The sequence below is a fragment of the Enterococcus thailandicus genome (assembly GCF_001886265.1).
Classification (GTDB): domain Bacteria; phylum Bacillota; class Bacilli; order Lactobacillales; family Enterococcaceae; genus Enterococcus_B; species Enterococcus_B thailandicus.
This window is the reverse complement of sequence record NZ_JXLE01000024.1, coordinates 1-14,423: the sequence shown is the minus strand read 5'-3', so window position 1 is coordinate 14,423 and position 14,423 is coordinate 1. Positions and strand designations below refer to the sequence as shown.

At 37.6% G+C, this 14,423-nt stretch carries 11 protein-coding genes; 10 read left to right on the top strand and 1 reads right to left on the bottom strand.

Annotation, left to right across the window (positions count from 1 at the left end; all coding sequences use genetic code 11):
- Nucleotides 1-10 precede the first annotated feature (10 nt).
- The 3 genes from hslU to RV17_RS12220 all read left to right on the top strand — a co-directional run bounded on the left by hslU (nt 11) and on the right by RV17_RS12220 (nt 3,154).
- Nucleotides 11-1,408, top strand: a complete 1,398-nt coding sequence (hslU, locus tag RV17_RS12230) for an ATP-dependent protease ATPase subunit HslU (RefSeq protein WP_067485008.1) — start codon at nt 11-13, stop codon at nt 1,406-1,408.
- A 16-nt stretch (nt 1,409-1,424) separates the two neighbouring features.
- Nucleotides 1,425-2,216, top strand: a complete 792-nt coding sequence (gene codY / locus RV17_RS12225; RefSeq protein ID WP_067485011.1) for a GTP-sensing pleiotropic transcriptional regulator CodY — start codon at nt 1,425-1,427, stop codon at nt 2,214-2,216.
- Between the two features lie 62 nt (nt 2,217-2,278).
- Complete coding sequence (locus tag RV17_RS12220) at nt 2,279-3,154, top strand: aldose 1-epimerase family protein (protein ID WP_071869353.1); 876 nt, start codon at nt 2,279-2,281, stop codon at nt 3,152-3,154.
- Between the two features lie 55 nt (nt 3,155-3,209).
- On the opposite strand, the gene plsY is transcribed toward RV17_RS12220, so the two are convergent.
- Nucleotides 3,210-3,845, bottom strand: coding sequence for a glycerol-3-phosphate 1-O-acyltransferase PlsY (plsY, locus tag RV17_RS12215; RefSeq protein WP_067485017.1), 636 nt, complete (start codon nt 3,843-3,845; stop codon nt 3,210-3,212).
- A gap of 94 nt (nt 3,846-3,939) precedes the next feature.
- On the opposite strand from plsY, the gene RV17_RS12210 reads away from it, so the two are divergent.
- From RV17_RS12210 to RV17_RS12180, 7 genes are all read left to right on the top strand, one after another.
- Entirely contained in the window at nt 3,940-4,368 is a 429-nt protein-coding gene (locus RV17_RS12210) for a CoA-binding protein (protein WP_071869352.1), read from the top strand.
- A 184-nt stretch (nt 4,369-4,552) separates the two neighbouring features.
- Entirely contained in the window at nt 4,553-6,598 is a 2,046-nt protein-coding gene (gene parE / locus RV17_RS12205; RefSeq protein WP_071869351.1) for a DNA topoisomerase IV subunit B, read from the top strand.
- Between the two features lie 11 nt (nt 6,599-6,609).
- A complete protein-coding gene (parC, locus tag RV17_RS12200) occupies nt 6,610-9,057 on the top strand; it encodes a DNA topoisomerase IV subunit A (protein ID WP_071869350.1) in 2,448 nt (815 codons plus the stop codon).
- Between the two features lie 278 nt (nt 9,058-9,335).
- Nucleotides 9,336-11,564, top strand: coding sequence for a formate C-acetyltransferase (gene pflB / locus RV17_RS12195; protein WP_071869349.1), 2,229 nt, complete (start codon nt 9,336-9,338; stop codon nt 11,562-11,564).
- An 81-nt stretch (nt 11,565-11,645) separates the two neighbouring features.
- Nucleotides 11,646-12,407: a pyruvate formate-lyase-activating protein gene (gene pflA / locus RV17_RS12190; RefSeq protein WP_067485032.1), complete on the top strand. Its 762-nt coding sequence runs from the start codon at nt 11,646-11,648 to the stop codon at nt 12,405-12,407.
- A gap of 86 nt (nt 12,408-12,493) precedes the next feature.
- A complete protein-coding gene (locus RV17_RS12185; RefSeq protein ID WP_071869348.1) occupies nt 12,494-13,420 on the top strand; it encodes a manganese-dependent inorganic pyrophosphatase in 927 nt (308 codons plus the stop codon).
- Between the two features lie 90 nt (nt 13,421-13,510).
- The gene (locus RV17_RS12180; protein WP_071869347.1) at nt 13,511-14,377 is read left to right on the top strand and encodes a DUF1803 domain-containing protein; all 867 of its coding nucleotides are present in this window, start codon (nt 13,511-13,513) and stop codon (nt 14,375-14,377) included.
- Nucleotides 14,378-14,423 lie beyond the last annotated feature (46 nt).

The window sequence follows — 14,423 nt, the reverse complement described above, 5'->3', positions numbered from 1 at the left end:
GGTGATTAGAATGAATGAATTAAGACAAACACCAAGACAAATCGTGAGTGAATTGGATCAATACATCGTGGGACAAGAAGCAGCTAAAAAATCTGTGGCTGTCGCTTTACGAAACCGCTACCGTAGACTCCAGTTAGATGAAAAAATGCAACAAGATATTACCCCTAAAAATATGCTGATGATTGGGCCAACAGGGGTTGGAAAAACAGAAATTGCTCGTCGACTTGCAAAAATCGTCAATGCGCCATTCATCAAAGTGGAAGCAACTAAATTTACAGAAGTTGGTTACGTTGGCCGAGATGTAGAATCAATGGTTCGTGACTTGGTCGAAAACGCGATTCAAATCGTTGAGAAAGAACAATACAGTCGTGTGTATACAAAAGCCAAGAAAAATGCTGAAAAACGGTTAGTGAAAGTTTTAGTACCTGGTATCAAGAAGGAACAAAAACAATCAACAAACCAATTTGAACAAATGATGAACATGTTCAATGCCTCTGCACAACAGGCTGAACCACAAGAAGAAATCACCGAAGACATTCGAGTTAATCGTCGCACCGTCTTGGAACAATTGGAAAAAGGCTTGCTGGATACGCGTGAAGTGACAATCGAAGTGGAAGAACAAAAGAAGTCCGCGCCAATGATGAACAATGGCTTGGAACAAATGGGCATTGATTTGAATGAGACATTAGGCGCGTTAACACCGACTAAAAAAGTAGAAAGAACAGTCACAGTAAAAGAAGCACGCGAAATTTTAATTCGTGAAGAATCTGCTAAACTTGTGAAAGATGCAGATATTCATAGCGAAGCAATCAAACTGGCTGAGTCAAGTGGTATTATTTTTATCGATGAAATCGATAAAGTGACTTCAAAATCACAACAGTCTGGTGAAGTTTCTCGAGAAGGTGTACAACGCGACATTTTACCAATTGTTGAAGGCTCACAAGTCAACACGAAATATGGTACGTTACAAACAGATCATATTTTATTTATTGCTTCAGGTGCCTTTCATTTATCCAAACCAAGTGATTTGATTCCAGAATTACAAGGACGCTTCCCGATTCGCGTCGAATTAGATGATTTGTCAGCGGAAGATTTTGTGAAAATTTTGACAGAACCTAATAATGCATTGATCAAACAATATATTGCATTGATTGAAACGGAGAATGTTTCCGTTACGTTTACTAAGGAAGCAATCGAACGAATCGCGCAAATTGCTTTTGATGTGAATCGCGACACGGATAACATCGGTGCACGCCGTTTACACACAATCTTGGAAAAATTATTAGAAGATTTATTATTTGAGGCACCAGATATGCAGATGGGTGAGATTACGATTACAGAAGCATATGTCAATGACAAATTGGTTTCAATTGCACAAAATGAAGATCTAAGCCGCTATATACTTTAAGAATCGGAGGACGACTATGACGGATTTGCTAACGAAAACCCGAAAGATCAACAAACTTTTACAACAAAAAAATACCTTTGATATGGATGCTGATTTACCGTATGACAAAATGGCAGTGACACTAGGTGGAGTGTTGGACAGTAATACGTATATCATTGGTAGCGATGGCGTGCTACTTGGTTATAATGAACGTCATGATGTGAATAATGAACGTGTGAAAACTATGTTCGTTGAAAAACAATTTCCACTTTCTTACACAGATACCGTAGATCAACTAGTTAAGACAGAAGCAAATATTCCAATCACTAGTGAAATTACAGCTTTTCCAGTAGAGTCAAGAGAAAAATATCCATTTGGCTTAACGACAGTCGTACCGATTTTTGGTGCGGGAGAACGTTTAGGAACAATTATTTTGTCACGAATGGAACAAGCATTTACTGACGATGATTTAGTTTTAGCGGAATATGGGGCAACAGTTGTAGGAATGCAAATTCTTTACCAACAGTCACGTAGCATTGAAGAAGATGTGCGAAGTGCCACAGCTGTGCAAATGGCAATCAATACTCTTTCTTACAGTGAATTAAAAGCAGTTCAAGCAATTTTCCATGCGCTTGATGGCGACGAAGGTCGTTTAACGGCGTCAAATATTGCCGATGAAATCGGAATTACTCGTTCCGTGATCGTTAATGCTTTGCGCAAATTGGAGTCTGCAGGTATCATTGAATCACGTTCTTTGGGAATGAAAGGAACCTACTTAAAAGTCCTTAATTCACGTTTTAAAGAAGAATTAGCAAAACATAGCTACTAAACGGAATCTTATTTTTCAGTTCACTGAGGGCAGTAGCAATTTCAAAAAATGGGGGAGTCACAATGACCGTAATTATTCAAAATGATCAGCTTATTGCTAAAATAGCTGAACATGGAGCAGAACTAATTAGCTTACAATCAAAAGAGCATAATCTTGAATATATTTGGCAAGGGGATCCAGAATTTTGGGGACGTCATGCACCGGTTCTTTTCCCATTTGTTGGTCGTTTGAAAAATGACGAATACATGTATCAAGGGAAAACGTATTCGATGGGGCAACATGGTTTTGCAAGAGATATGGATTTTGAAGTTATTGAGCAAGGACCAGAGCAAGCAAGTTTTCTGTTGAAAAGTACACCAGAAACGAAAAAAAATTATCCGTTTGATTTCGAATTAGTCATCACGTATGAATTAGGTGGCGACGGAATAACTGTTCATTACCAAGTGGAAAATGTTGGAGAAGAAGAAATGTATTTTTCAATTGGTGGGCATCCAGCGTTTAATGTACCATTGGAAGAAGGCTTGTCGTTTGATGATTTTTATTTGGCCTTCTCGCCAAGAAAATCAAGATTACGTTTACCATTGGCAGGACCTTATATCGATTTAGATCAACGAACATTGGGGCAAACAAATACGAACTTGGCATTAGATCGTGAGTTGTTTGACCAAGATGCACTTGTTTTTGAAACGAAAGGACTAAATGCCTATTCGATTCGTAGTGAAAAATCACGCCACAGTGTGACATTAAGCTATAAAGATATGCCTTACGTTGGTATTTGGTCACCTTATCCAAAAGAAGCGCCGTTTGTTTGTATCGAACCTTGGTGTGGGATTGCGGATACGGTGAATAGTAATGGAAGTCTGATGGAAAAAGTGGGAATCAATCAATTAGGTGCTCATGAAATTTTCCAAACAAAATACTCAATCACCGTGAAATAAACAAAAAAGTGAGCTACGACAAATGTCGCAGTTCACTTTTTTTGAGAAAGAAAAACTATTTTTTTTTGCTGCTATTTAAACCAAAAGGAATTCGGCTTTCAGTTTTGTTTTTGATACGTTGAATGTTTTCTTTGTGACGAAGAAAAATAAAAGATGACACTAAGAAAGCAATGATAGTTAACAGCCAATTATGTTCAGGTAAAATAACCGGTGCAATATACGGTAAGAAAATCGTTGATAAAGTAATCAACACAGCACTGATCATACTGCTTAAGCTTACCATGCTGGTGAAGTAAAGACTTACGACAAAAATTGTTGCAGAGTAGACGAAGAAAATGGGACTGAAACCTAGGAGCATGCCGGCGCTGGTTGCGACTGCTTTTCCGCCTTTGAATTTTGCAAAAATCGGAAAAGTATGACCGAGGATTGCACAGACCCCAAACCAAAGTGGATTGATTGTCGTGATGTGAAAAATAATTGGCAGACAAGTTGCCAGTGTTCCTTTTAAGATGTCCATTAGTAAGACAACGATTCCTGCTTTTTTGCCTAATACACGAAAGGTATTGGTCGTTCCAGTGTTTCCACTACCATATGCGCGAATGTCTTTGTTGAAAAAGATTTTTCCAATCCAGACGCCGGAAGGAATAGAACCCAAAAGATATGCTACAATAAGTAATAAGATCAATTTCATTTTTTTACCTCTTTCAAGTTGAAAACTAATGTTTATTTTAGCATGAATGAGTAGTAGGAACAATCGAAATTCACGAATGAAAGGAATGAGTAGGATGGCAGTTGAAAATCCAACCCAAGAAACAATTTTTGATTATTTAAAGTCAGCAAAAAATATTGCTGTTGTCGGTTTGAGTAATAAACCTGAACGAACAAGTTACCAAATCGCGAAGTTATTACAAGAAAAAGGATATCAAATTTTTCCTGTGAATCCAATTTTGGCTGGACAAGAAGTACTAGGTGAAAAAGTTTATGGTCATCTGACAGAGATTACAGAACCAATTGATATTGTTGATATTTTTCGACGTGGTGAATTTTTACCTGAAGTAGCACAGGACTTTTTGCAAACAGATGCAAAAGTTTTTTGGGCACAATTAGGAATTGAAAATGAAGAGGCAGCAAAATTATTACAAGCTGCCGGTCGAAAAGAGATCGTGATGAATCGTTGTATAAAAATTGAACTAGCTAAAATGGACGATAACTAGTCTGAGCAAGTGCAACGACCAAATAAATAAAGTTTTAATGTGCGAAAGGTGTTAATTAAAAGCAGGTTGGGTGACTGTTTCTCTTGATTTTTTCCCAACCTCTTTTTTTTCGCAGTTTTTTTTAGTATGATTAGTTCGATGCGGTCTTTTAAATTCCGCAAGTATTATTGAAGGAGCGTTTGCCTTGGCAAAAAAAGTAATCAATGAATATAATGATGCTTCTATCCAAGTTCTTGAGGGATTGGAAGCAGTTAGAAAACGACCAGGGATGTATATCGGTTCCACTGATAGCCGAGGCTTACATCATTTAGTGTATGAAATTGTTGATAATGCAGTCGATGAAGCTTTATCAGGCTATGGAAATGAAATTGATGTAGTGATACATAAAGATAACAGTATCACTGTAGTAGATAGCGGTCGCGGAATGCCAGTTGGAATGCATGCTTCAGGAATTCCAACGGTTGAAGTGATTTTTACAGTGCTACATGCTGGAGGAAAGTTTGGTCAAGGAGGTTATAAGACCTCTGGTGGACTGCATGGTGTCGGTGCCAGTGTGGTAAATGCCTTATCAAAATGGTTGACTGTAACTATTGTTCGTGATGGTGTTGAATACCAACAAAAATTTGTAGACGGTGGTAAGCCACAGGGGACATTAAAAAAACTTGGTAAAACAAAAAAAGCAAATGGAACCACGGTTCATTTCTTACCGGATGATACGATCTTTTCAACAGTGAAATTTTCATATGAGATATTATCAGAGCGTTTGCGCGAGTCCGCTTTTCTTTTGAAAGGCGTTCGAATTACGTTAAGTGATCTTCGCGGTGAAGAAGAGGTTACAGAAGTTTTTCATTATGAAGAAGGAATCAAAGAATTTGTCGAATACTTGAATGAAGAAAAAGATACATTGACACCTGTTGTCTATTTTTCTGGTGAAAAAGACGGTATCGAAGTGGAAGTTTCTTATCAATACAATGATGGCTATTCGGAGAATATTTTGTCTTTTGTTAATAATGTACGGACGAAAGATGGCGGTACGCATGAAGCAGGAATGAAAACAGCGATGACGAAAGCTTATAATGAGTACGCTCGTAAAGTTGGACTTTTGAAAGAGCGAGATAAGAACTTAGAAGGTAGCGATTTTCGTGAAGGCTTAGCGGCGGTTTTATCAATTCGTGTACCAGAAAACTTATTACAGTTTGAAGGTCAAACCAAGGAAAAATTGGGTACGCCAGTTGCTCGAACAGTCGTTGATAATGTCATTGGCGAACAAATGGGCTTTTATTTACAAGAAAACAGTGAAATGAGCCAAATGTTGGTCAGAAAAGCAGTGAAGGCTCGTGAAGCGCGAGAAGCTGCACGTAAAGCGCGAGAAGAAAGCCGTAATGGTAAAAAACGCAAAAAAGGCGAATCTTTGTTATCAGGTAAATTGACCCCTGCACAATCGCGTAATCCTAAAAAGAATGAGCTTTATCTAGTCGAAGGAGACTCTGCTGGTGGATCTGCCAAGCAAGGACGAGATCGTAAATTCCAAGCAATTTTGCCACTTCGAGGAAAAGTAATCAATACAGAAAAAGCGAAATTGCAAGACATTTTGAAAAATGAAGAAATCAACACCATGATTTATACGATTGGTGCAGGCGTAGGACCAGAATTTTCTGTTGAAGATTGTAACTACGACAAGATCATTATCATGACCGATGCAGATACGGATGGTGCGCATATCCAAGTGCTATTGTTAACTTTCTTCTATCGCTATATGAAACCATTAATTGAAGCCGGAAAGATCTATATTGCTTTACCACCTTTATACAAAGTTTCAAAAGGCCAAGGGAAGAAGCAAGTGGTTGAATATGCTTGGACAGATGAAGAATTAGCTGCAGAAATCAAAAAAGTTGGGAAAGGTTATTCATTGCAACGGTATAAAGGGTTAGGTGAAATGAATGCCGACCAATTATGGGAAACAACGATGGATCCAACTTCACGGACATTAATTCGTGTTCGAATTGATGATGCGGCACAAGCAGAACGACGTGTGACGACATTAATGGGGGATAAAGTTGAACCTCGGAGAAAATGGATTGAAAGCCACGTCCAATTTACAATGGAAGAAGACGGTAGTATTTTAGATAAAAAAGAAGACACTGAAATGACAGCTTCAACTTCAAGCGAACGATTAGATGAAGAGCATGAAGAGATTGAAAAGCCAATTCAGTTGTTTGATGTAGAATAGGAGGTCACCTGATGGAAAATCGACAAGAAATCCAAGAATTAACCTTAGAAGAAGTAATGGGTGACCGATTTGGACGTTATTCAAAATATATTATTCAAGAGCGTGCCTTACCCGACATTCGTGACGGGTTAAAGCCAGTCCAACGTCGGATTTTATATGCAATGAACAAAGATGGAAATACCTATGATAAAGGATTCCGTAAATCTGCGAAATCAGTCGGAAATATCATGGGTAACTATCACCCACATGGAGACAGTAGTATCTATGAAGCAATGGTTCGGATGAGCCAGGACTGGAAGCTTCGAGAAGTGCTGATTGAAATGCACGGGAATAATGGTAGTATGGACGGCGATCCTCCAGCGGCAATGCGTTATACAGAAGCGCGTCTGTCTAAACTAAGTGGTGAAATGTTAGCGGATATTGAAAAAGATACGGTTGATATGGTTTGGAACTTTGATGATACTGAAAAAGAACCAACTGTTTTACCCGCTAGATATCCGAATTTATTGGTGAATGGTTCAACTGGTATCTCAGCAGGGTATGCGACCGAGATACCAACGCATAATTTAGGAGAAGTCATTGATGGAACTATCTATCTGATTGACCACCCTAATGCAAGTTTAGATAAACTAATGGAGTTTATCCCAGGACCTGATTTTCCAACAGGAGGAATCTTGCAGGGAAAAGATGAAATCAAAAAAGCTTTTGAAACCGGACGGGGAAAAGTGATTCTACGTTCTAAAACCAAAATTGAAGCAATCAAAGGAAGCAAAGAACAAATTGTCATTTCAGAAATTCCTTACGAAGTGAATAAAGCAACCCTTGTGAAAAAAATTGATGAAGTGCGTTTAAATAAAAAAGTAGATGGAATTGCTGAAGTTCGTGATGAGAGTGATCGAACAGGTTTGCAAATTGTTGTGGAATTAAAAAAAGATGCAAACGCACAAGGGATCCTAAATTACTTATTTAAAAACACGGAACTACAAATCAACTACAACTTTAATATGGTAGCCATTGATCATATGACACCACATCAAGTTGGGCTAAGAGATATCTTAAGCAGTTATATCGGACATAGAAAAGATGTCATTACGAAACGTAGCCAGTATGATTTGGCAAAGGCACAAAAACGTCAACACATTGTGGAAGGCTTGATGAAAGCATTATCGATTTTAGATCAAGTGATTACGACAATTCGTGAAAGTAAAGATAAACGTGATGCAAAGAAAAACTTAGTGGATGTTTTTCAGTTTACTGAAGAACAAGCAGAAGCAATCGTGATGCTGCAACTTTACCGTTTAACAAACACCGATATTACTGATCTTCAAAAAGAATCTGAACAATTGATTGCGCAAATTACGGAACTAAATAAAATTCTTTCAGATCACAAAGAGCTGTTTTCATTGATGAAAAAAGAATTACGTGAAGTGAAGAAAAATTATGCAACGAAACGTATTACAAAAATCGAAGATGAAATCGAAGAAATAAAAATTGATACGAAAGTGTTGGTTGCGCAAGAAGACGTAGTCGTTAGCGTAACGCGTGAAGGTTATGTGAAACGAAGCAGCTTGCGTTCTTATAGTGCTTCGAAGCCAGAAGAGATTGGTATGCGTGAAGGCGATTATCTTTTGTATACTGGTGAATTAAGTACATTAGATCATGTCTTGTTTGTGACGAACAAAGCGAATGTGATCTATCGTCCAGTCCATGAGTTACCAGATCTAAAATGGAAGGAAGTTGGTGAGCACATTTCACAAACGATTTTGAATTTATCAATGGATGAATCAATTATCGCAGTGTTCCCATATACGAAAATACAACCAGAACAAACCTTTATCTTTATTAGTAAAAATGGCATGATCAAACAGACTCGAATGACTGAGTTTGAACCATGGCGTACGTATAAGAGTCGTCCGCTCAGCTCAATGAAACTAAAAGATGAGGACGAGTTGGTAGCTGTTTATTTGGAAGAAGGACAAGCGGATTTAGACGTCTTTCTAGTTACGCATCAAGGGATTGGCTTACGGTATCCGCTAGTTGAAGTACCAGTCGTCGGTGCAAAAGCAGCAGGAGTGAAGGCAATCAATCTGAAAGATGATGACACAGTCATCAATGGCTTATTAGTTTTTGCTGAAGGCGATACACCAATCGTAATCGTCACACAAAGAGGAGCCGTCAAACGAATGCTTGCACAAGAAATCTCGCAAACATCACGTGCAAAACGTGGGGTGCAAGTTTTAAGAGAACTAAAGAAAAACCCTCACCGAGTTATTTATATGTCTGAAGGAACAAGTCGTGAGCTAACAATCGTGAATCAAAAGGGCAAACAAGTGGAATTTAATCCAACTGATTTTCCAATTGGTGATCGTACGTCGAATGGTTCATTTGTGTTGGACGAAAAGCAAGGCGGAGAGATTATTGCTGTACTTGAAGCACCCGTCCCAAAAATCGAAGAATAACTGTATCATTTTTTCTTGAAGGAGCACGAACTGTAGTAGTACAGTTCGTGCTCCTTTTTTCATTTGTAATATCGAAGAAATCTTACTTTTTTATTAAAAGATGAAAGTGTTCACAATGCCTAATGCTTGGTATTAAAGCATTGTTTAAAGATACATCAATTAAAATCTAAAAATTGTTAAAGAAAAAACAAGAAAACCCTTGCAAAGATGACGCTCTGTGTTATACTAATCACGTAAAAACTGTTACATAAAACAGAAACTTTTAGGAGGTCCATACAATGGAGCAATGGAATGGATTTAAAGGAAAAACCTGGAAAGAAGAAGTAAACGTTAGAGATTTTATCCAAGAAAACTATACCCCTTATGACGGTAATGACGAATTTTTAGCTGGCCCAACAGAAGCAACAACAAAACTTTGGGATCAAGTAATGGAATTGAACACACAAGAGCGTGAAGCTGGTGGCGTATTAGATATGGATACTAAAGTTGTATCTACAATTACTTCACATGGTCCAGGCTACTTGAACAAAAATTTGGAAACGGTTGTTGGATTCCAAACAGAAAAACCATTCAAACGCAGCTTACAACCATTTGGTGGAATCAGAATGTCTGAACAAGCAGCTGAAGCTTACGGATTTGAAATTGATTCAGAAGTTTCTCACATTTTCCGTGACTATCGTAAAACACATAACCAAGGCGTTTTCGACGCATACACACCAGAAATTCGTGCAGCACGTCGTTCAGGTGTTATCACTGGTCTTCCAGATGCTTATGGACGTGGACGTATCATTGGTGACTATCGTCGAGTAGCACTTTATGGTGTAGATTATTTGATTAAAGAAAAACAAGTTGATTTATCTAACTGTGGTATTGGTATCATGTCAGATGATATTATTCGTCAACGTGAAGAATTGAACGAACAAATTCGTGCGTTAAGCGAATTGAAAGAACTCGGCAATATCTACGGATTCGATATTTCAGAACCTGCTACAAATGCAAAAGAAGCTTTCCAATGGTTATACCTTGGATATTTAGCAGCAATCAAAGAACAAAATGGTGCGGCAATGTCATTAGGACGCACATCAACATTCTTAGACATCTATGTAGAACGTGATTTACAAAATGGCGTTATCACTGAAGAAGAAGCACAAGAAATCGTTGACCATTTCGTTATGAAACTACGTCTTGTAAAATTTGCTCGTACACCGGATTACAACGCTTTGTTCTCAGGGGACCCAACTTGGGTTACAGAATCAATCGCTGGTATGGGTGAAGACGGACGCCACATGGTAACTAAAAATAGTTTCCGTTTCTTACACACATTATCAAACTTAGGACCAGCTCCAGAACCAAACTTAACTGTTCTATGGTCAACTCGTTTACCACATAACTTTAAAACTTTCTGTGCTAAAATGAGTATCCAAACATCAGCTATCCAATACGAAAATGACGATGTTATGCGTAAACATTGGGGCGATGACTACGGAATTGCTTGTTGTGTATCAGCTATGCGAATCGGTAAACAAATGCAATTCTTTGGAGCTCGTGCAAACTTAGCGAAAACATTGTTATACGCAATCAACGGCGGGGTTGATGAAAAATCAAAAGCACAAGTTGGACCTAAATATCAACCAATTACTTCAGAAGTTCTTGATTACAATGAAGTAATGGAAAAATACGACGTTATGATGGACTGGATTACTGAATTATATGTAAATACATTGAATATCATTCACTATATGCATGATAAATATTCATACGAACGTATTGAAATGGCTTTACAAGATACAGACATCTTGCGTACAATGGCAACTGGTATTGCTGGATTCTCAGTAGCAGTTGACTCTTTATCAGCAATTAAATATGCAACTGTTCGTACAGTTCGCGATGAAAATGGAATTGTTGAAGATTACGAAATTGAAGGCGACTACCCTAAATATGGTAACAATGATGATCGTGTAGATGAAATTGCTATTCAATTATTAAAAACATTCATGACAAAAGTTAAACGTAACAAAACTTATCGTGATTCAACACCAACAACGTCAATTCTTACAATCACTTCAAATGTTGTGTATGGTAAGAAAACTGGTAATACACCTGATGGCCGTCGCGCAGGCGAACCATTTGCACCAGGTGCTAACCCAATGCATGGTCGCGATACACACGGAGCATTAGCAAGCTTGTCTTCAGTAGCAAAATTACCATATGAATATTCATTAGATGGTATTTCAAATACATTCTCAATCGTACCTAAAGCTTTAGGTCGCGACGAAGAAACGCAAGAAGAAAACTTGGCAACAATGCTTGATGGTTATGCGAAGAAAATGGGTCACCACTTGAATATCAACGTGTTCAACCGTGACACTTTATTGGATGCCCAAGAACATCCAGAAAAATATCCTCAATTAACTATCCGTGTTTCTGGATATGCAGTAAACTTCATTAAGTTAACACGCGAACAACAAAACGATGTAATTGCACGTACAATGCACGAATCAATGTAACAAAAGTCAAGGAGGCGGATGGACTGATTCAGTCGATTCGCCTTTTTTTACTCGAAAAGTCATTATTAGGAGGACACGTCTATGACAACACCTGTAACAGGTTTTATTCACTCAACTGAAAGTTTTGGGTCCGTTGATGGCCCTGGTATCCGTTTTATCGCATTTATGCAAGGATGTCGGATGCGTTGTCAATTTTGTCATAATCCAGATACTTGGAATATTGGCGGTGGTGTTGAACGTACAACAGACGATGTGTTAAATGAAGCACTTGCTTACCGAGAATTTTGGGGAGATAAAGGTGGTATTACCATTAGTGGTGGTGAGCCATTACTGCAATTAGATTTTTTAATCGATCTTTTTAAAAAAGCAAAAGATCAAGGGGTTCATACAACGATTGATACCTGTGGCAAACCATTCTCCCGCGAAGAACCGTTTTTCAGTAAATTTGAAGAACTAATGGAATACACGGATTTGTTATTATTTGATATCAAACATATCGATAACGATCAACATAAGATTTTGACAGCAAATGGGAACCAAAATATTTTGGAAATGGCAAAATATTTGTCAGAAATCGGTAAACCAGTTTGGATTAGACACGTCCTTGTTCCTGAACGTAGTGACTACGATGAGTATCTGATTCGGTTAGATGAGTTTATTAAAACGTTGAACAATGTTGATAAGGTGGAGATTCTTCCTTACCACACTATGGGTCGATATAAATGGGAAACATTAGGCTTGAAATACCCACTGGATGGAATTGAACCACCAACGAAAGAGCGTGTAGAAAACGCAAAACAACTACTGCATACAGAAGATTACCAAGGATATTTAACTAGATAGTTTTGAAACGGAAAAGGAAGTTAGTATTGCTCTTTTCCGTTTTTTTGCTATTATTAAATAGGAGAAAGAACAAAGGAGCGAATGACATGTCAAAAATTTTAGTTTTTGGACACCAAAATCCAGATACCGATGCAATTGGAGCGGCGATTGCATTCTCACATTTACAAAATGAATTAGGCAAACAAACAGAAGCTGTAGCATTAGGAACGCCTAATGAAGAAACACAGTTTGCCTTGGAATCATTTGGTTTAGCGGCACCTCGCGTAGTAGAGTCAGCGAAAGCAGAAGATGCAGCTGTCATGTTGGTTGACCATAATGAATTTCAACAAAGTATTTCAGATATTGCTGAGGTAACGATTTTATCAGTAGTTGATCATCATCGTATCGCAAATTTTGAAACAGCTAATCCTTTATACTACCGTGCAGAGCCAGTAGGTTGCACAAGTACAATCGTTTTAAAAATGTACAAAGAAAATCAAGTAAGCATTCCAAAAGAAATAGCAGGAATCATGCTTTCTGCTATTGTTTCTGATACATTGCTATTCAAATCACCAACTTCTACACCAGAAGACGAAAAAGCAGCGCAAGAACTTGCAGAAATCGCAGAAGTGGATCTAAATGTTTATGGTTTAGAAATGCTAAAAGCTGGTACAAAATTAAGTGATAAATCAGCTGCAACTTTGCTTGATTTAGATGCAAAAAGTTTTCCAATGGGTGAAAAAAACGTCCGCATTGCCCAAGTTAACACGGTTGATTTGAATGAAGTAATGGATCGTCAAACTGAGTTAGAAGCAGCAATGGCTGAAGAAATGACTACAAATGATTATGATTTGTTTGTCTTAGTCGTAACAAATATTTTAGATAGCGACTCAGAATTATTAGTTGCTGGAGATGACAAAGAAAAAGTTGAAGCAGCATTCCAAACAAAATTAACAAACAATCGTGCATTTTTAAAAGGTGTTGTTTCTCGTAAAAAACAAGTTGTTCCTCAATTAACAGAAGTTTTTAGTTAATTTACTGATCTAGCTGAGTCGAGTGTAAACTACGACTCAGCTTTTTTTATCACGAATAAAAGATAAAATTTAAATGGAATGAGGGAGCAAATGAATTATTTTTATTCACCAAAAAATAAAGTTTATCAAAAATTGGTGGCTGATCCGCTGTTCTCACCAGTTATTACTTATTTAAATGAACAGCCTGAGCCGGTCATTTTGAGAGAATTAAAAAAAGTATTTCCTCAGCGAAAGTTTGAACACTTTTTGGATCAACTAATTGAAGCTGGACTAATTCTGCGTGAGGAAAGAAGGTATAAGTTAAACTTTCCCATCTTTACAGAAAATGAAGCTAGCTATCAAGAAATCATAGCTAATCAAGTACAACGATTAAGTGAACAGTTGTCTAAATTTTCCCAAGTGGAACAACAATTCATCGTGGGAGAAACACTTTGGTCCACTTGTTTTGAAGAAGACAATCAGGCTTTTTATGGTTATGAGGGAGAAGGGGAAACGACACGAAAAACAATTGCCGGAAATGAAGACTATCAATTTGTTTCGATTTCTACTACAGAAAATTTTCCAGTAACATTGGCTAATTATTTCTTCGTTCAAAAAAATAAACCTACGCAGTTCCCCAATTTCTTTTCATTAGCAACTTTGCTGGGAGATGTGAATGAATCCTATTATTTTGATCAAGTAGAAGTGATTATTGAGCGCGTTCGATTAAATAAATTTAAAAATCGTCGTCCAAATATTTTTTTGGAATCCTTAATCCAAACGAAGACAATTCAAGCAGAACCAACGTTTGAATTACTGTTACCAGTTCTTGAGAGTAAAAAAGAGTTGACTGCCATCCAGTTTACTGAGATTGTTGATTTAACAGAATCGGAACTTGCTTTTGTTAACAGAAGAATTTACGAAGAAGTGAAAAAAACACTTGGTTTAACGGTGTATTCTTATATCAAAGCAAAATAAAAAAGACAGACAAACTGAAGTGAGACCCAATAGTTAGACCACATAC